Genomic DNA, 17,664 nt, shown 5'->3' on the forward strand with positions numbered 1-17,664 from the left:
AGGAGAAAACTAGGAGTGTATTTTAAGTTTCTTCGCTCTAACATCGGCGTGTAACCATGTCGGTTGGGTGTGGGGACACCGAGGGGGTACGAGTACTGGTCGTCGACGACGAGCCGGGTGTGGTCGCCGTCGCGAGTTCCTACTTCGAACACCGGAGCGACCGGTTCGACGTAGTCACGGAGACGAGTGCGCGGGCAGCACTCGACCGGCTCGAAGCCGACGGCGACGAGTTCGATTGCGTCGTCAGTGACTTCGAGATGCCGGAGATGGACGGACTCCAGTTCAAAGACGCCGTCCACGAGGTGCAGTCGGATATCCCGTTCATCCTCTTTACCACGCGGGAGCGGGAACTGTTCGATGGCACCCGAGCCGACGAGGAGGTCAACTACCTCCAGAAAGGGGGCCTCAACGGCGGCTTCGACGAACTCGTCGACCGCGTCTCGACGGTCACGGGTACCGAAGCGACCTGACTCGGCGTCAGAGCAGTCTGGCACTCTCTTCAGTCAGCCGTGCCCGACAGCAGAGCGGTGACCGTACTGCTCACTTCGTCCCACTACTTTGAATCAACTATTCCAAGCCATCACCGTGACAAACGGTCGCTCAAACGCGCTGCTACAGAGAGGGCCACCACGACGGTGACCAGCACACGTTCGCCGTCGGGCTGTGGCCAGTGAGCCGTATCATTTCCATCTCGGGCGTCGACATCCGCACGTGACACTGTGTCGCGATGGTGCCGTGCTGAAGATTGCTGCCGACCGAACCTAGGACTGGCACCGTTTGTTCGACCGCTGGCGCGTACCACGCGGAGACGACGACGATGGTGACAATCCACACGGCAGGGTTGTGATGGAGTGGCTGGTCTGGGCGGTTCGCCGCGGCGACACCCACACCGGCCCCGACACACGACAACAGTGTAAGCGGGAGGAGGTCGGACGTGCCCAGCTGCCCTAGTGCGAGTGCTACGAGCGCGAAGACAGCAAGCAGGAGTGCGGGCAACCATCCTTCAGGAGGCCGCCGCTCGACGGCGAATGCCGCGACACCGAGGACCGCGACCGCCGCGAGTGTCGGGTCTAAGACGCGGAACGCAAACTCGAGACCGCCGCCGCCAGTACCGGACGCGACGGGAGCGATGACGGTTTGGACTATCAGCTGTCCGAGCGCGCCTGCTGCGACGAATGGGGCGACCGTAACCGCGAATACAATGCCGACCCCAGCGAGCGCGTTGTACTGTACACGCGGAGAGAGTCTCCCGCGGGCTGTCTCGGTAACGATGATTCCAAATACCAACAGGACCACGAGCGCGCCAACCTGCCAGAGTGCAGCCATCGCGGCAGCAGCGACGGCTGCAAACGCGAGTCGCCGTTCGACGAGCGCGGCGAAACAGAGAGCCAGTGCAGCAAGGAACGGAAACTTCGGTCGGTACCCCGTCCCCATAATCGTCCATATATACGGAAAGAGTAACAACCCGGACCCGGAAACGAACGCAGCCGGCTTCGAGTCTGTAAGTCGAAATACCGCCACGACGCCGATGACGGTGGCGATAACGAAACACAACCCATTCAGCCACACTCCATACTGGTTGATGGCGACGGGAACACCGTCTCCGGCGAGGGCGAGAAGGGCGGCTATCTCGTGTGTGAGTGGGCCTTTGATATCCCACGTGTAGAGATACGGGGTACGACCGAGTTCGACCCATGCGAGCCCGCTATGGTAGAACAGCGCGGAGTCTTCGGAGACTGCAAGTGAGCTGTAGCTGACCACTTGCAGTTGGTGAACGGTCCGCGCTGTGACGGCGATGACGGGGAAGAGCCACCAGTAGCTCGAAAGCCCACGCACTGCCATTGCCACGTGACTAAGCACGTCGCGTGAACGAAGTGTTGACACTACGACGTACATACGCACACACTTTCATTAAAATAATTTCATTATTCACGGCCAGTCGTCCTCCGTCGGCCAAGACAACAGTTACCACTCAGTCACGGAGTCGCTGCAGTATCGGAATGTCGGCGATTCGCTCCTCGGAGAGGGCGGGCCAGTCGAGGCCGCACGGTTTGGTCGACGGCGGCACGTCGATGGTTCGCTCCGGGGTGACGACGACATCGAGCGGAACGTCGTGGGGGTCCGTGTCGATGGCGTCGGTGCGGACCTGTCGCTCGTGGACCGTCGTGGCGACGGGCGTGTCCTCGCCGACGAGTCCGAACTCGCGGAGGACGGCGAATTCGAGGTCGCTGTACCCCTCGCCCTTGCCGACGCGGGAACCGGCCTCGCTGACGGCGACGCTCCCCGAGACAATCAGGTCGACCGGCGGCATTTCCTCGGGGTCGACTGGTTGTCCCGCCTCGGCGGACCCGCCGACCGTCGTCGCGTGGTCGATGTCCTCGATGTCGGCCGGATGCAGTCGCAGGAAACACCGTTCGTCGCGCAACCGCGGGACGGCCATGTACACCGTCTTACCCGCCCGCAACGCGGCGCGGCGGACCGGCAGTTGCGGCGCGTCGGGGTTGGCCTTCAGCGTGTCCGCCGCCTGCCACGCGTCCGTCGTGGTCAACCGCTCGGCCGCCTCGTCCGCGCCCGCGAAGTTCGGGATTCGTCCGTGTGGTGGGTACGGGAACCGCGCAACCCCGCTCTCCTCCAGTTCGTCCCAGACACGTTCGCGGCGCGTCTGCTTGTCCATACGTGCCCTCGCAGGGTGGGCGCGTATTAAAGGACCACAGAAACGTCGCAGAACGGATAGGCATATGCCATACGATACGTGTTCACACACGCATGAGTGGGATGGACGACACCCGAAACGATGCGCGGCGCGACGAGAGGGAACACTACGAGACGGACTGTTCCGGCGACGTGACGACCCACAGCAGTTCCGAGGGACGGGTCGTGTTCACCGAGTCCGGTAACAGCGACGGGTGGATAGCGACGGACTACACCGTCAGCGTCAGGCAGTAACGGCCGCAAGGGGTCAGGGCGGTAGCCGCGAGGGGACTGTAACGAACCGACCCGGGAGCGCGAGCTACTGCGTGTTCACGGCACTGGAGTCTTCCACGGCGAAGTCCGCGGGGCTGTGGCCCCGGCGGACGACGTGTTCGCTGACCAGCAGTTTCTCCGACCGGTCGAGTTTTCCCCAGTCCAAATCCGCCGGTGGAGTCGACTCGTAGACTTCGTACTGGTCGAACACGTCGCCGTTGACGAATCGCTCGAAGGAATCACAGACCGGACACGTCATCGTGAGGTGCGAGACGTCGAACTCCCGGACCACGGTGTGGTCGAGGCAGTTCAGACACCGGTAGGGGAATTCTCTGGGCACACTGCCGATTGGGGCCGAAGAAGGGAGTATCTGTGGGTTTCGTCACCGAAATGAAATGCCCGGGGGACGACAGAACCACGGAAAACCTCCGGTTTTCCTGCTTCACGCTCGCTCTCGATGCTCGCGTGAACCCTCCGGGTTCGGAGTGGCCGGGCATTCCCACGGCGTTGCCACTCGTCTCCGACTCGTGGCGGTAGTGAGAATGCCCGGGGAGGGCTCCGAACCCTCGATCTCCGCATGTCCCAGGTTCGAGGTTCGACGGGCCTCGTGGGACCGGGAGTCCGCCGCGTGAGTCTCGATAACCCTATGAGTGCGGCGCTATGTCCAGCTAAGCCACCCGGGCGCATCCGGTGATAGTCGAGTCGCCATCTTATACCTTCTCATATCCGGCGGTTGCCCGCTCCCGTGTGGGAGTTCGCGCCACAGGGTCCCGGAGCGCGGGTCGTTCGGGACCCACCCGCGGATTTAAGCCACACCGCTGGTACACACGACCATGGACGTTCCTGACCTCGTCCGGGACGCCCTCGGGGGCGAGGAGATACAGGCGGGCGTCAACCTCGGCGACGAGGACACCGTCTGTCTCACGCCGACTCGGACGTTACTCTACCGCGCGGAAGGACTGTTGAGCGACGAGAAAGTCGAAGAGTTCCCGCACGACATCGAGCGACTGGCGGTCAGCGAGGGGCGACGGAAGACGAAGTTCACCCTCCACTACGTCGACGACGCACGGTCGTTCAGCGTCCCGAGCAGTCGGGATACGCAGGTTCTCGAACTCCTCTTTCGGGGCATCCTGCGGACGGCAGGTGTCATCGAGGCAGACGAGAACATCGCCGGCGCGTTCCGGTTCAGTGAACTCGCCGTCGTCGTCACGGACGCCCGCGTCGTCAGGCACATCGGGGCGGCAGTCTGGACCGACGACTATCAGGTGTACCCGTACGCGGACCTGACGGGGCTTGCCTTCGAGCGGGGAAGTGTCGCGACCGAGGTCGTCCTCGAAATCGACGGGCGGCCGCAGCGCGTCAAGACGCCCAACGACCAAGCGCGGAAGGTCCAGGAGGTCATCGAGGAGACTGCCTTCGAGTACCACGGCGTCTCCTCCTTGGAAGAGCTGAACGCGGCCGTCGGAACCGACGAAACGGACGCGCCTGCCGAGGACGACGACGGCCTCGGCCTCGGGAGCGGCGTCGAACCGCTCGTGACCGACGCCGACGGGTCCAGCATGGACGAGCCGATGGAGCCGGCGAGTCGCTCCGACACGACGGCCGACACCGACGCGCACGACAGTAGAGTGGATGGGGTCAGACAGACAGACGCCGCGACGGCGACCGGGCACTCTTCGCGTTCAGCACCCTCCGAGCCAAGGGATGACGCGACGGAGAACGGCACCACGGGTCCGACCAGCGAGGACATCGCGGCCGTCGAGGAGCGACTCTCGGAGTTGACGACGGCCGTCCAGCGACAGAACGAACTCCTAGAGGAGCAACACGACATCATCGAGCAACTCGTCCGCGAACTGCGCGAGGGACGCGGTTAGGACTCGCGGCCCGTGACTTTTCTGATACACGAGGAGCCGAAGGGGCCGTGTTCGCCCGCGTCGAAGGTAATGAAGTAGCCAGTCGAGAGCCCGGCACCACAGCGTCGGCAACTGAACTCCCCCTCCTTGGTTATCACGTCGGCCTCGAAGCTCACGTAGTCGTGGCCCTGCGGACGGATGGTGCCGTCCTCGCGGTCGACGATACCCCGCGTGACCGCGGTGTCGAGAATCTCGCGCTGGACGTTCGGGTCGGTGGTGACCGTCTCGATGCGGTCCAGCGCGTCGGCGACGCTCAGCGAGTCGTCTTCGAGGCTCGCCAGCAAGTCCAGCCCCAACTCGACTGGGTCGATGTCGCGCACGCCGGGAGGGTGGATGGCCGCCGGATTAAGCGTTGCGTGGGCCGTCCGGCGGCGTGTGCGAACGGGCGTCGAGCCGTGGCGGTTGCGCGGACCACAAGAGGTTTGTCGAGTCAGTGGCCACGAGAGGGTAGATGCAGCGAGCGACGCGGCGACAGGTGGTCGGGACTGCCGTCGGCGGCGGCGTCGTCGCCGCGGCGGCGGTGGTGCTGTCGCCGGCCGCCGTCCTGCAGGGGGCCGAACGCGTCGCCACTCGTCCGGTTCTCTTCGTGTGTGTCCTCGCCGCGCTCTACCTGTGTCGGCCGTTCGTCCTCTGGCCTATCAGTGCCGTCTCGGTACTTGTGGGCTACGTGTACGGCGTCGCCGTCGGCATCCCGGTGGGGCTGGCCGGAGCCGTCCTGACGTGTCTCCCGCCGTTTCTCTTGGCCCGCTACGCACAGACCGGCGACGGCCTGTTCGGTCAACTCGGCGAGATGGGGGGCCGGTTGGTCGCGGGCACCGGCGAACTCCGGGGTATCGTCGCCGTCCGGCTGGCACCGCTCCCGGCGGACCCGGTGTCCTACGCCGCCGGGTTGTCGGGCGTCAGTCGCGGGCGGTTCGTCCTCGGGACGCTGCTGGGTGAACTCCCGTGGGTGACGGCGGCCGTCCTCGCCGGGCACTCGATGCACAGTCTCGCGCTCCGCGGGACGGACGTGGGCGTGTGGCTCGTCGTCGGTGCCGCGTCGCTGGCCGCGCTCCTGTTGGCCGGGCCGGCGTACCGGCACGTCCGCGCCCGGCGTGAGGTCGCTCAGTAGAACGTGTCCGCACAGTCGTAGACGACGCCGTGTTCCGGGCAGACGTACTTGCAGTGACGGCTGAACAGCGGGCGGTCACACCGCGGGCAGGGCCGCCCGCCCGTCCCGTCTCCGGCGGCGTTAGAGTCGTTCACAGAGATCCAATCGGACGCCGTGGGCTTGAACAGTTCGGAGGAATTCTAGATGCAGTCCGGACGGAGTTCGCACAACGGCTTTTGGGGGCTGTCGCCTCGGCCCGAGTATGAGAGTGACCGTGCCGCGACTGTGGTCGACCGACCGGAGGCAGTACCGTGTCCAGTGAGTCCCGTCTCGTGGGTGCCCTCCCGACTGGACTGGTGGGGCTGTTCGCGGGCCTCGCGGCGGTGGCTGGGTCCTACGCTGTCGCCGGGTTCACGCCGGGGTTCGTCGCCGCCCCGGTGTCGAGTTTCATCGCCGTGACGATGCCGGACGTGGTCATCCGCTACGCGATTACCGTCCTCGGGAGCCTCGGCCAGCAACTGAACCTCCTGACTGCAATCGGCATCGTCGTCGTCGCCGTCGGCGGCGTCACGGTGGCGGGCCTCGTCCTCGGGCGGCGACTCAACAACCGCGCGACCCCCGTTGTCGCGGCAATCGGGGGCGCGTGGGGCCTCACTGTCGTACTGACCGGGAACGTGACGCTCGCGCTGGGTGCAGGGTTGCCGGCGGGATTGGTCGTCCTCGTCGCCGAAGTCGTCCCCACGCTCCCAGTCGGCGACAGTATCACCCGAGACCGGCGGCAGGTGCTGTCGAGCGGTGCCGCAGTCGTCGGCATCGGCCTCGTCGGCTACCTCCTCGGGAGACGCCGGACACCGGACGCCCGGTCGTTGGACGACGAAGCCGACGGCAACGCGGACACCGGTGACGATGCGGGCACGGGCACCGAGCGGCCGAGCGAACGCGAACAGTTCGTCGCCGCGGCACGGGAGCAGTCTCTGGACGTGGATGGCCTCGAACCGCTCGTGAGCGAGGAGTTCTACAAAGTCGACATCAACGCCGTCGACCCGACCGTCGACGAGTCGTCGTGGTCGCTCAGCGTCACCGGCGAAGTCGAGACGGAACTCACCTTCGACTACGAGGCCCTGCGGGACATGGAGAGCGTCGACCGCTTCGAGACGCTCCGCTGTGTCGGTGAGGGACTCAACGGGCGGAAGATGGACACCGCGCTGTGGACCGGCGTCCCCGTCGGCGACATCCTCGACCGGGCGAACCCGCAGGGCGACTGCGAGTGCGTGATGTTGCGGGCCGCCGACGACTACTTCGAGGAGTTCCCGCTGGCCGCGCTGGAGGACGGCTTGCTGGCCTACGGCATGAACGGACAGGTTCTCCCGCGCGCCCACGGCTACCCGGTCCGCGCGCTCGTCCCCGGCCACTGGGGCGAAATCAACGTCAAGTGGCTCACCGAAATCGAGGTCCTCGAACGGGAGGCGGACGGGTACTGGGAACAACGTGGGTGGCACGGCACCGGTCCGGTCACCACCGTCGCCAAGATACACGCCGTCAACGAACTCGGCGACGGCCGGCGGGAGGTCGGCGGGCACACCTACGCCGGGACGCGCGGTATCGACACCGTCGAGGTGTCGACCGACGGGGGGTCGACGTGGAACGAGGCCGACCTCTCCGAGCCACTGACGGACATCACAGACGCGAGCGAGACAGGCGACGCCGTGAACGACGTGTGGCGGCAGTGGCGGTACGCCTACGACGCGCCGGGCGGGAGTCACGAGGTGGTCGCCCGCGCCGTCGACGGGACGGGTGAACTCCAGCCACAGGAGGAGTCGGACCCGTACCCGAACGGTCCCAGCGGGTGGGTGTCGAGAACCGTCCAGTGAACCACCACGCCTTTGCCGAAACCGTGAGAACAACCGGGGACTGCCGATGGAGAAGGCCCTGTGGTACTTACTGGCTGGCACGCGCGGCGGCGCGAACCGAGCGCGCATCATCCGGGTGCTCGACGACCGCCCCCGCAACGCCAACCAACTCGCGGAGGAACTCGGCGTGGACTACAACACCGTCCGCCACCACCTCGACACCCTGCTCGACCACGACGTCGTCGAGCGTGGCGGCGACGACTACGGGGCACTGTACTTCCTCACGGACCAGTTCGAGCACCATCGAGAGACCTTCGAGGAGATAACAGAGGAGATGAACTGACAATGGCAATGAGTACGTGGATAACCGTCGCAACCGCCTTCGCGGGGCTGAACGTCCTGTTACTGGCGACGCTCGGGTTCGTATGGCTTCGCAACTACCGGACGTTCGGCACGCCGCTCATCCTCGGGTTGCTGGCGTTCGCGGCCGTCATGCTCGTCCAAAACCTCGCGTCTATCTACTTCTTTTTCTCGATGGGGATGCTCTACTCGGGGAGCCCCACCGCCCAGCAATTCGTCGCCGGACTGCGCGGACTGGAGTTCCTCGCACTGCTCTTTCTGACCTACGTGACGATGCAGTGACGGCATCGGGGTCTTTTAAATCGGTTTCCTATACAACCCAATGAGTGAGACTGGTGGGTCCGTGAGTTGGATGTAGCCGATGACGACAGCCGACACCGAAGTTAGTAGCAGAGGAGAACACCGGACGATAGTGCAGGACAACGAACACACGAGCGACGCACTCGTCAGGGCCGTCGCAGTTGTCGAAGGCTGTGACCCGCTCGACCTCACGCCGCTGTACGACAGTATCGACCCGGACACCATCGACGCACTTTTCCACCCAAGTTCGGGCCGTGTCGAGAACGAACGGACACTCACCCTCGCATATCACGGCCACGAAGTGACCGTCAGCGGCGACTCCCACCACACACGTATCGTAGTCGACGACCGCTGAGGAAGCCGCAAGCGACCCGCACAAACGGTCAAAAACGTCCCCGGCGTTCGTTTAGGTATGAGTGTCGTCGCGGAGTTTCGCCTCCCGCACGAAGAGTTCGCACTCGCCGAATCGTTCGCCGTCGAACCGGACCTCGTCGTGGAGGCAGAGCGAGCCGTCGCAACGCCGACCGACCGGCTGTTCCCACACGTGTGGCTTCGCGGACACGACTTCGACGACAGCGTACACCCCGCCGAGGACCCGACGGTCGAGACGGCACGCGAAATCGCACGTACCGAGGCCGGACGGCTCTACACGGTCGAGTGGGCGGATATCGTACAGGAGCGAATCCAGTCGACACTGGACCGCAACGTCTCTGTACTCCAGTTTCTCGGCGACTCCTGTGGCTGGCACGCCCGGATACGCGTTCCCGAGCACGCCTACCTCTCGGAGTTTCAAGACTTGCTCATCCGGGCGGACGTAGACGTAGAGATAGAGCGAATCTACAGGCCACAGACACCGAACGCCAGCAGCCTCGACAGCCTCACGACCAAACAGCGGGCGGCGGTCGTAATGGCCGTCGAACTCGGGTTCTACGAGGTGCCGCGTGCCACGTCGATGGGGGCTGTCGCCGAGGAACTCGGCATCTCACAGCAGGCACTCTCGAAACGACTCAGACGGGCACACGCCGCGATAATCGGCGAAACGGTGTCGGGCAACGTAGCCAAGGCGACGGTTCGTCGGTAGCGACCAGCCCCGTAGTGTCACACGCTCCAACGTGGGAGTGGGGGTCGCTCAGGTCAGCACTCCGACCAACCGCAGGACTCGCAGGTCTTACACCCTTCCGAGTAGTACAGCGTCATCGCGCCGCACTCGGGGCACTCGGGGCTCTCGCCGGCCGAGATGAGGTCCTGTGTCGCGTCGTCGGACTGGGTCGCCGCGTCGGGACCCGCGCCCTGCGGCCCGCCGGCGTCGACTGCCGCGCCCGGCCCGCCGTCGGGTTCGGGCACGCCCGCGCCGGCGTCGACGTTGGGGTCCGTCTCCGTGTCCTCCGCCGTCTCCTCCAGCGTGGCCTGTTTGGGATAGGCCTTGTCGAGTTCGTCTTCGAGGTACCGGCGCATCGCCGTCCCGATGGCGTCGGGGATGGACTGAATCTGCTCGCCCTTGTCCCACGCGACTTTCGGGCTCCGCGTGCCCTGCAGTTCGTCGACGACTTCCATCGGGTCCACGCCCGAGCGCAGGGCCGTCGAGATGACTTTCGCCAGTGCCTCGGTGAAGGAGTTGGTGAACCCACCGGAGTGGCCGATGTTGGCGAACAACTCGAACGGTTCGCCCGTCTCTGGGTCCTCGTTGATGGTCACGTACAGTTTGCCGTACCCGGTGTCGATGCGCTGGGAGACGCCCCGGAGGGCGTCCGGCCGCGAGCGTTTCTCGGCGTAGGCCTGTTGGTCGACGGAGAAGAGGTCCTCGACGCCAGCCTCCAGTGCGGCCTGTACGTCCTCGTGGTCGAGGAACGCCTCCAGACTGCCGAAGATGTCCTCGATTTGCTCGGAGAGGACCGTCGCCGCCTCGTCCTCGCCCATCTCGGCGAACTCGGCGTTGTCGGCGCGGGTCGTCAGCACCTGCTTCGAGCGCGTCCCGTCGCGGTAGTAGGTGACGCCCTTCCCGCCGTGTTCGTAGATGTACTCGAAGACTTCCTTCGCGTCCTCGACAGTGGAGTCGTTGGGTGCGTTGACGGTCTTCGAGATGGCCGAGTCGACGCCCTCCTGACAGGCGACTTGGACGCCGGCGTGTTGTTTCGCGGTGAGTTGCTGGGTCGTGACGAACAGTTCGCCGATGGCGTCCGGCACGGTGTCGAGGCCGTCCAGCCCCTCGAACTCGTTGTTGGCCATCTGCTCTTGGGCCTCCTCTTTGACGGCTTCGACGTCGAGGCCGTTCTCCTCCAGCGTGCGCAGGAAATAGTCGTCGAACTCGACGAGCATCTCGTCGCCCTGCACGTCGTCGCTGACGTTCTTGTAGTAGGCGACGTTGTAGATGGGTTCACACCCGCCGGTCGTGTTGCCGACCATGCTCGTGGTGCCGGTGGGCGCGATAGTGGTCGTGTTGTGGTTGCGGACGGCGAAGCCGTCGTCCCACTCGTCGGCGTCCAGTCCGGTCTGTTTCTCGAACCACTCGCGGTACTCGGTGGGGTCGGCGTATTTCGAGTTGTCCCACTCGTCGAAACTCCCGCGCTCCTCGGCGAGTTCGTGGGACGCCCACTTGGACTCGTGGTTGATGGTCCGCATCAACTGGCGGGCGACTTCGTTGCCCACGTCGCTCCCGTACTCCATACCGAGTTGGATGTACAGTTGGGCGAGTCCCATCACGCCGAGACCGATTTTGCGCATCTCCCGGACCTTCTGCTCGATTTCGGGCACCGGGAAGTCGGACATGGTGACGACGTTCTCGAGGAAGCGCGTCCCCATCTCGATGCGGTGTTCGAACTCCGCCACGTCGATTGCCTCGTTGAGGAAGGCGTCCACGGCGGCTTCGAGCGTGTCGTACTCGTCGCCGTGTTCCTCGTGCCAGACGCGCCAGTCGGGGGCGTCCGTGTCCGCGAGCGTCGAGAGGTTGATGTGGCCGAGGTTACAGGCCTCGTACTCCTCCAGCGGCTGTTCGCCGCAGGGGTTCGTCGCGAGGATGCGGTGGTCGGGGTGTTCCTCCACGTCGAAGGAGTGTTCCTTGTTGACTCGTTCGAGGTAGATGACGCCGGGTTCGCCGTTCTCGTGGGCACCTTCGACGATGTGTTCCCAGAGTTTCTCGGCGGGGACCGACAGCACTTCGCCGACTTCGACGTAGTCGCCCAGCCCGAACATGTCGTACAGTTCCTTCGTCTCGGCGGTGGCGACGTGCGGTTCCCCCGTCCGGGGGTTGGTGAACGTGAACTCCTCGCCGGCCTTCACGGCGTCCATGAAGTCGTCGGTGATGCCGACGGAGATGTTGAAGTTCGACAGGTGGCCCTCGACGGCGTTGCGGAGGTGTTCGGGAACCTTGCCGTCGTCGTCGATGAGTTCGCGGGCCTCCTCCAGTGCGGCCTCGAAGGAGTTGTGCGTGAAGTCGTCGGGGTCGTTCAGCCGCAGCGTCTCGGCCAGCGACACGTCCTTGTTCTTCGCGTGGATGAACTGGATGACGTCGGGGTGGCTGACGCGCATGACGCCCATCTGGGCACCGCGGCGGGCACCGCCCTGCGCGATGGTCTCGCACATCTGGTCGTAGGTGCGCATGAACGTGATGGGGCCGGAGGCGATACCTCCAGTCGAACCGACGGCGTCGCCGTAGGGGCGGAGCCGCCAGAACGCGTAGCCCATCCCGCCGCCGCTCTGGAACACCTGTGCGGCCTCTTTTGCGGTCTGGTGGATGTCGTCGATGTCGTCCTCGGGCGAGTCGACGAAACACGCCGAGAGCTGTTGCAGTTCGTCGCCCGCGTTCATCAGCGTCGGCGAGTTCGGCATGAAGGCCAGCCGTTCCATCAGGTTCTGGAACTCCGCGGCGGTGTCCTCGACGTGTTCGCGGACGTCGTCGGGGAGTTCGGGAACCAGCGTGTCGTAGGCGAACTTGTTGACGTTGTAGACAGAGAGTGTCGTCTCGGTGTCGTCCTCGGCGGTGGTCCCTTTCCCGAACACCTCGGCGGCGAGTTCGTCCCGGCGCGGGTGGTCGGGCTTCAGTTGGTCCGGCGTCACCGTAATCTCGACGCCGCGCTGGTCGGCCTCGAAGACGGCCTCGGCCAGCGCGATGTTCTTTCCGACGCGCTCGAAGAGGTCCTCCTGCGTCTCGACGAGTTCGCCGTCGGCGTCCTTGCGGAGATACCGCGCCGGGAGGATGTTGTGATACGCGTTGTCTGTCAGTCGCTCGGCGAGCGTGTCGCCGTCAGTTCGCTTTATCGGAAGTGTCAGCTCGTCTGCAGATAGGTCGTGTTTGCTCATACTCGTGCCTCCAGTGTCGGTTCACGTGCCGGCCGCGTTGCGGGCCTGTAACCTGTCATATCTAACGGAATCTTCCTACTCGTTGATACCAAATAACCCTTTGGTTGGGTGGATTTCTTGCCCGATGCAAATGTAACTCTTCTGCCAGTTCGTCGCGCAGACCCCCGTCTGCGGATAGCTTCGTTACGGCTTCCATCAACACGTGGACCGTTCTTAAGCGTGGCTAAACCGGAGTGAAAGTGAAAACCAACCCGTTCGAACCCCGGGACGGGAGTTGTGTTTCCACTGGAAATATCAGGGGGTTCGGGGTGGCACCGAACCGGCGATTCGCGGCGTCGCCAGTCACCCCGTCCGGCCGGCACGGTTTTCAGTGGCACCCGTCTATCTCGGCGTATGTTCTCACTGACCCTCCTGCAGACGTTCGGTCCGCTGGGGTCGCCACCCGGTATCCTGCTCACCCTCCTCGTCCTCGCGGCCATCCTCGTCGTCGGCCGCGTCCTCATGAGTCTGGCGTGGAAGCTGGTCATCATCGGTATTGTCGTCGTCGCGACGTTGTGGGTCCTCGGCGCGCTCGGGTTCTCGATGGGGATTCTCGCCGCGGCACCACTCTAGATACCCGCGAGGAAGTTCTCGACAACATCGTGTCCCGCCGCCGTCAGCACCGACTCCGGGTGAAACTGCACGCACTCGATAGGATACTCGCGGTGGCGAATCCCCATCACGAGGTCACCAGCCTCGCTCTCGCAGGTGGCGGTCACGTCGAAGCAGTCCGGTACCTCGGTAGCGACGAGCGAGTGATAGCGGCCGCCCTGCACGGGGTTTTCGAGGCCTTCGAACACGCCCTGTCCGTCGTGGTGGATGTCGAAGGCCTTCCCGTGAATCGGTTCGGGCGCGCGGCCGACCGTTCCGCCGTAGGCGTAGACGGCCGCCTCCAGTCCGAGACAGACGCCCAGCGTGGGTACCTCGGGACTGATTTCGGTGAACACGTCGTTGGTCACGCCCACGTCGCGGTCGTTCTTCGGGTGTCCCGGGCCGGGACTGACGACGATTGCGTCGGGGTCGGCCGCACGTACGTCCGCGAGCGAGACGGTGTTGCGGACGACGTCGGTGTCGGCGTACTCGCTGACGTACTCCACGAGGTTGTACGTGAACGAATCGAAGTTGTCGACGAAGAGGACCCGGGGCCGGGCCGCCTCGGCGTCCGTGGCGGCGGCACTCATCGGGGCACCTCCCGTTCGCCGGCGGTGTCCGCGTCGCCCGACGCCTCCGGGTGTGTGTCGGCTTCCACCGTCGCGTCCGCGATGCGGTCGAGTGCCGTCAACACGCCGTCCATCTTCTTCTCCGTCTCGTAATACTCGCTCTCCGGGTCGCTGTCCGCGACGATGCCCGCTCCGGCTTGGACCGTGATGCGGTCGGTGGCGTCGCCCGCCCGGTTCGCCGGCGACACGCCGTGTTCGACCGTCGCGGTCCGGATGACGATGGCGAAGTCCGTGTCGCCGGTCCAGGAGTAGTAGCCGACGCCGCCGCCGTAGACGCCCCGTGCCGTCGGTTCGAGGTCGTCGATAATCTCCATCGCGCGAATCTTGGGCGCGCCCGAGAGCGTTCCCGCGGGGAAAGCCGCCCGCGTCGCGTCGAAGGCGTCGGCGTCGTCTGCCAGCGTCCCCGTCACCGTCGACTCGATGTGCTGGACGTGGCTGTACTTGAGGACGTTCATGAACTCCTCGACGCGGACGGACCCGGGTTCGGCCACGCGACGCACGTCGTTGCGCGCGAGGTCGACCAGCATCGTGTGTTCCGCCCGCTCTTTCCCGTCCGCGAGCATCTCGCCCGCGAGTCGGCGGTCCTCGACTGGACTGGACCCGCGGTCGCAGGTGCCCGCGATGGGGTTCGAGACGATGCGGTCGCCCTTCACCGAGATGAGGGTCTCGGGACTGGCCCCGACTATCGTCAGGTCGTCGTACCCGAGCAGGTACATGTACGGCGAGGGGTTGACCGCGCGCAGAGCCTCGTAGAAGCCCAGCGGGTCCACGTCGCCGGTGAGTTCGCGCTTGCGCGAGATGACACCCTGATAGATGTCACCGTCGAGGACGTGCTCTTTGGCCTGCTCGACGGCCGCCTCGTACTCCTCGCGCGGGCCAGCGGTCTCGCCCTCGTAGGCGAAGCCGCCGGTCTCGACGGTCGTGTCGCCCGACAGCAGCGACGCGACGCGCTCGGCCTCGGCGCGGAGTTCGTCGTACCGTTCGCCGGCGTTCTCGTCCGGCGTGACGAGCGGTGTGAACACCAGCGAGACGGTGCCCTCGACCTCGTCGAAGACGAGCGTCTTCGTGTTCAGGACGAACTGTGCGTCCGGCATCCGGGACTCGGGGTGGTCCAGTCCTACCTCGTCGAGCCACATATCGTAGACGGCGTCGTAGGAGAGGAACCCCACGAGGCCGCCGTCCAAGTGCTGACGGTCACCGTTGCCGAACCCGCGAAGCGTCGCGTCCGGGAGTGTCTCCCGGAGAGAGGAGACGGCGTCGGGGTCGCCGTCCGCGGTGGCGTCGGGCGTGACGTGCCCGGCGTAGCGGTCGTCGAACGTCCGCACGTCGGCCCCGTCGGTGTCGACGGTCACCACGGCCTCGGGGTCGTATCCGACGAAGGAATACCGGGCGTGGCGTTCCTCACGGACCGGTGCGAAGGCTCCGTCGGGGTCGCTGGAGGCCACCTTCTCGGCACTCTCCAGCAGGAAGGCGTACGGCGCGGGGTCCGCCTCGGTGGTCCGGCCGGTCAGCGCGGCGTAGGCGGCGAGTGGCTCCACGTCCACGCCGAGCGTGGCCGCGACGCGGACGACGGCGGGGCGGCCGGGGTCGGCGTGACCCTCCGGCGCGCCCTCGCTCCCGTCGGCCAGTGCCACGAACTCGCCGCGGGTGATGTCCATCACGCTCCCACCCGGACGCGGGTTGCCCGGTCGATGAACGTCTCGACCGCCTCGTGGTCTTTGACCCCACCCTCGCTCTCGACGCCGCTCGCCACGTCCACCGCGAACGGGCGCGCCGTCTTGACCGCCTGCATCACGTTCGTCGGCGTGAGACCGCCCGCGAGGACGACGGGCGTGTCGGTCGCCTCGGCCAACGCGCGCGTCCGCTCCCAGTCGTGGGTCTCGCCGGTCCCGCCGCCGCCCTGTTCGTCTGTCGAGTCCACGAGCACCGCGTCCGCGGCGTCGGCGTAGGCCATCACGTCCGTGGCCCGTGCGTCGACGGCGGCGAGAACCTGTGCAGAGGCACGCTCACGGACCCGCTCGATGGCGTCGGGGCCGAGGTTCCCGTGCAGTTGTACCGCGTCGGGAGCGGCCGTCTCGACCAGTTCGACCGCACGCTCGACGGTGTCGGGCATCGTCACGAGGACGCTCGTCACGAACGGCGGAACTGTTCCGAGGAGCGTCGTCGCCCGCTCGACCGCTACCTCGCGGGGCGTGTCGACGGACACGGCGGCGGTCACGCCCACCGCATCAGCCCCGGCCGCGACGACGGCAGCGAGGTCCGCCTCGGTAGTGATACCACAGATTTTCACGCGCGTCATGCCTGCCCCGAGCAGAGGTCGTCGAGTTTCGCGGCGGCCCCGCCGGAGTCGATGGCCTCGCGGGCCGCCTCGACGCCGGCCTGCAGGGAGTCGGCCTCGCCGGCGATGTAAATCGCCGCGCCCGCGTTCGCGAGGATGATGTCCCGTTTCGCGCCTGTCACGTCCCCCTCGACGATACCGCGGAGGTCGGCGGCGTTCTCCGCGGGCGACCCCCCGGCCACGTCCGCGATGGGGTGGCGTTCGAGGTTCATGTCTGCGGGCGTGAGCGTGTACTCCTCGACGTCCTCGCCGCGGACTTCCGCGACGGTCGTCTCGCCGTGGATAGCGATTTCGTCCAGTCCGTCGCCGTGGACGACGAGCGCGTGGTCGACGGGCATGTGCGCCACCGACTGGGCGATGCGCGGGACGAGGGCGTCGTCGTAGACGCCCAGCACCTGCGCGTCGGCCCCGGCGGGGTTGGTCAGTGGGCCGAGGACGTTGAACACCGTCCGCATCCCGAGTTCCTTCCGCGGGCCGATGACCGCCTTCATCGCCGGGTGGAACACGGGCGCGAGCATGAACCCGATACCGTCGTCCTCGATGGCCTGTTCGACGGCCGCCGGGTCGGCGTCGACGGTCACGCCGACTTCTTCGAGGACATCCGCACTGCCGGAGGAAGAGGAGACGGAGTAGTTGCCGTGTTTGGCGATGGGGACGCCCGCACCGCTTGCGACGATGGCACTCGTCGTCGAGACGTTGATAGTGTCGTGGTCGTCGCCGCCCGTCCCGCAGGTGTCGACCAGCGGCGTCCGGTCGGGCGAGATGGTCCGTGCCGCCTCGCGCATCCCCTGTGCGAACCCGGCTATCTCGGCTTCCGTCTCGCCTTTCGCGCGCAGTGCCGCCAACAGCGCGCCGATCTGTGCCTCCGTGGCGTCCTCGAACACCTGTGTTGCCGCCGCACGTGCCTCGGCGAGCGTCAAATCGTCACCGTCGGTCACGCGTTCGATGTAGTCCTGCATTGTGGTCACCAGTGAACTCTTTCGTGTTGTAATGTACAAATCCGTACATCAACTTAAGCGTTCGGACCGCGGGCCGTCGCGGGGGTGGGGCACGTGAACGACGGACGGGGCGGCGGTGCCGAATCCGAAACCTTCAATTACCAACCCGGATAAGCGTGAGGTGGAGACAGCGCGGGTTCGTGGTCTAGGTCGGTTATGACACCTCCTTGACATGGAGGAGGCCGGCGGTTCAAATCCGCCCGAACCCACTGTCATTCTCGCGCCGCTCACTTTCGAGCGGCGCGTGTACGAAGCGTGAGGGCGGTTTGAAGCAGGGAGTGAGCGACAGCGAGCGA

At 65.8% G+C, this 17,664-nt stretch carries 20 protein-coding genes and 2 tRNA genes; 11 read left to right on the plus strand and 11 right to left on the minus strand.

Translation table 11 applies throughout. From position 1 onward, the window contains the following. Positions 1-56: 56 nt before the first annotated feature. Positions 57-470, plus strand: a complete 414-nt coding sequence (locus MUG95_RS03920; RefSeq protein WP_247009771.1) for a response regulator — start codon at positions 57-59, stop codon at positions 468-470. A 142-nt stretch (positions 471-612) separates the two neighbouring features. Here MUG95_RS03920 and MUG95_RS03925 read toward each other — a convergent pair whose 3' ends face one another. After that, complete coding sequence (locus MUG95_RS03925; protein ID WP_247009772.1) at positions 613-1,896, minus strand: DolP-mannose mannosyltransferase; 1,284 nt, start codon at positions 1,894-1,896, stop codon at positions 613-615. A 76-nt stretch (positions 1,897-1,972) separates the two neighbouring features. Further along, complete coding sequence (locus MUG95_RS03930; protein WP_247009773.1) at positions 1,973-2,674, minus strand: 5-formyltetrahydrofolate cyclo-ligase; 702 nt, start codon at positions 2,672-2,674, stop codon at positions 1,973-1,975. Positions 2,675-2,766: 92 nt separating this feature from the next. On the opposite strand from MUG95_RS03930, the gene MUG95_RS03935 reads away from it, so the two are divergent. Beyond that, positions 2,767-2,946, plus strand: a complete 180-nt coding sequence (locus tag MUG95_RS03935) for a hypothetical protein (protein WP_247009774.1) — start codon at positions 2,767-2,769, stop codon at positions 2,944-2,946. Between the two features lie 64 nt (positions 2,947-3,010). Here MUG95_RS03935 and MUG95_RS03940 read toward each other — a convergent pair whose 3' ends face one another. Both MUG95_RS03940 and MUG95_RS03945 read right to left on the minus strand, forming a co-directional pair. After that, positions 3,011-3,304 carry a hypothetical protein gene (locus tag MUG95_RS03940; protein WP_247009775.1) on the minus strand — a complete coding sequence of 98 codons (294 nt, stop codon included), beginning with the start codon at positions 3,302-3,304 and terminating at the stop codon, positions 3,011-3,013. 203 nt (positions 3,305-3,507) lie between these two features. Beyond that, positions 3,508-3,647 (minus strand) — tRNA-Met (locus MUG95_RS03945). 150 nt (positions 3,648-3,797) lie between these two features. On the opposite strand from MUG95_RS03945, the gene MUG95_RS03950 reads away from it, so the two are divergent. Next, positions 3,798-4,838: a DUF7115 domain-containing protein gene (locus MUG95_RS03950; RefSeq protein WP_247009776.1), complete on the plus strand. Its 1,041-nt coding sequence runs from the start codon at positions 3,798-3,800 to the stop codon at positions 4,836-4,838. On the opposite strand, the gene MUG95_RS03955 is transcribed toward MUG95_RS03950, so the two are convergent. Beyond that, a complete protein-coding gene (locus MUG95_RS03955) occupies positions 4,835-5,197 on the minus strand; it encodes a DUF5830 family protein (protein WP_247009777.1) in 363 nt (120 codons plus the stop codon). The genes MUG95_RS03950 and MUG95_RS03955 overlap by 4 nt on opposite strands. Positions 5,198-5,328: 131 nt before the next feature. On the opposite strand from MUG95_RS03955, the gene MUG95_RS03960 reads away from it, so the two are divergent. Then, positions 5,329-5,988, plus strand: coding sequence for a TVP38/TMEM64 family protein (locus MUG95_RS03960; RefSeq protein ID WP_247009778.1), 660 nt, complete (start codon positions 5,329-5,331; stop codon positions 5,986-5,988). Here the strand turns inward: MUG95_RS03960 and MUG95_RS03965 are convergent. Further along, positions 5,982-6,122: an HVO_2523 family zinc finger protein gene (locus MUG95_RS03965; protein ID WP_247009779.1), complete on the minus strand. Its 141-nt coding sequence runs from the start codon at positions 6,120-6,122 to the stop codon at positions 5,982-5,984. The two genes, MUG95_RS03960 and MUG95_RS03965, sit on opposite strands and share 7 nt — an antisense overlap. Positions 6,123-6,278: 156 nt before the next feature. Here MUG95_RS03965 and MUG95_RS03970 point away from each other — a divergent pair, with 156 nt between their 5' ends. The 5 genes from MUG95_RS03970 to MUG95_RS03990 all read left to right on the plus strand — a co-directional run bounded on the left by MUG95_RS03970 (position 6,279) and on the right by MUG95_RS03990 (position 9,558). After that, entirely contained in the window at positions 6,279-7,838 is a 1,560-nt protein-coding gene (locus tag MUG95_RS03970; protein WP_247009780.1) for a molybdopterin-dependent oxidoreductase, read from the plus strand. A gap of 46 nt (positions 7,839-7,884) precedes the next feature. Then, positions 7,885-8,160: a winged helix-turn-helix domain-containing protein gene (locus tag MUG95_RS03975; protein WP_247009781.1), complete on the plus strand. Its 276-nt coding sequence runs from the start codon at positions 7,885-7,887 to the stop codon at positions 8,158-8,160. A gap of 2 nt (positions 8,161-8,162) precedes the next feature. Then, a complete protein-coding gene (locus MUG95_RS03980) occupies positions 8,163-8,459 on the plus strand; it encodes a DUF8036 family membrane protein (RefSeq protein WP_247009782.1) in 297 nt (98 codons plus the stop codon). 79 nt (positions 8,460-8,538) lie between these two features. Continuing rightward, a complete protein-coding gene (locus tag MUG95_RS03985) occupies positions 8,539-8,832 on the plus strand; it encodes a HalOD1 output domain-containing protein (protein ID WP_247009783.1) in 294 nt (97 codons plus the stop codon). Positions 8,833-8,889: 57 nt separating this feature from the next. After that, positions 8,890-9,558, plus strand: a complete 669-nt coding sequence (locus MUG95_RS03990; RefSeq protein WP_247009784.1) for a helix-turn-helix domain-containing protein — start codon at positions 8,890-8,892, stop codon at positions 9,556-9,558. A 53-nt stretch (positions 9,559-9,611) separates the two neighbouring features. Here MUG95_RS03990 and MUG95_RS03995 read toward each other — a convergent pair whose 3' ends face one another. Further along, on the minus strand, positions 9,612-12,773 hold the full coding sequence (locus MUG95_RS03995; RefSeq protein ID WP_247009785.1) for an adenosylcobalamin-dependent ribonucleoside-diphosphate reductase: 3,162 nt from the start codon (positions 12,771-12,773) through the stop codon (positions 9,612-9,614). A 393-nt stretch (positions 12,774-13,166) separates the two neighbouring features. Here MUG95_RS03995 and MUG95_RS04000 point away from each other — a divergent pair, with 393 nt between their 5' ends. Next, the gene (locus tag MUG95_RS04000; protein ID WP_247009786.1) at positions 13,167-13,385 is read left to right on the plus strand and encodes a DUF8029 family protein; all 219 of its coding nucleotides are present in this window, start codon (positions 13,167-13,169) and stop codon (positions 13,383-13,385) included. Here the strand turns inward: MUG95_RS04000 and trpG are convergent. From trpG to trpD, 4 genes are read right to left on the minus strand one after another with little or no spacing between them, the layout of a single operon-like run. Continuing rightward, on the minus strand, positions 13,382-13,993 hold the full coding sequence (gene trpG / locus MUG95_RS04005; protein ID WP_247009787.1) for an anthranilate synthase component II: 612 nt from the start codon (positions 13,991-13,993) through the stop codon (positions 13,382-13,384). The genes MUG95_RS04000 and trpG overlap by 4 nt on opposite strands. After that, entirely contained in the window at positions 13,990-15,690 is a 1,701-nt protein-coding gene (gene trpE / locus MUG95_RS04010; RefSeq protein ID WP_247009788.1) for an anthranilate synthase component I, read from the minus strand. Before trpE ends, trpG begins: the two co-directional genes overlap by 4 nt. After that, positions 15,690-16,331, minus strand: coding sequence for a phosphoribosylanthranilate isomerase (locus tag MUG95_RS04015; RefSeq protein ID WP_247009789.1), 642 nt, complete (start codon positions 16,329-16,331; stop codon positions 15,690-15,692). Before MUG95_RS04015 ends, trpE begins: the two co-directional genes overlap by 1 nt. Continuing rightward, positions 16,328-17,329 (minus strand): anthranilate phosphoribosyltransferase, encoded by a 1,002-nt coding sequence (gene trpD / locus MUG95_RS04020; protein WP_247010449.1) that lies wholly within the window; start codon positions 17,327-17,329, stop codon positions 16,328-16,330. Before trpD ends, MUG95_RS04015 begins: the two co-directional genes overlap by 4 nt. 173 nt (positions 17,330-17,502) lie before the next feature. Between trpD and MUG95_RS04025 the strand changes: the two genes are divergently transcribed. Next, positions 17,503-17,577: transfer RNA gene (locus tag MUG95_RS04025), tRNA-Val, on the plus strand. Positions 17,578-17,664: the final 87 nt, after the last annotated feature.

The sequence above is a fragment of the Halorientalis litorea genome, assembly GCF_023028225.1.
GTDB classification, from domain to species: Archaea; Halobacteriota; Halobacteria; order Halobacteriales; family Haloarculaceae; genus Halorientalis; species Halorientalis litorea.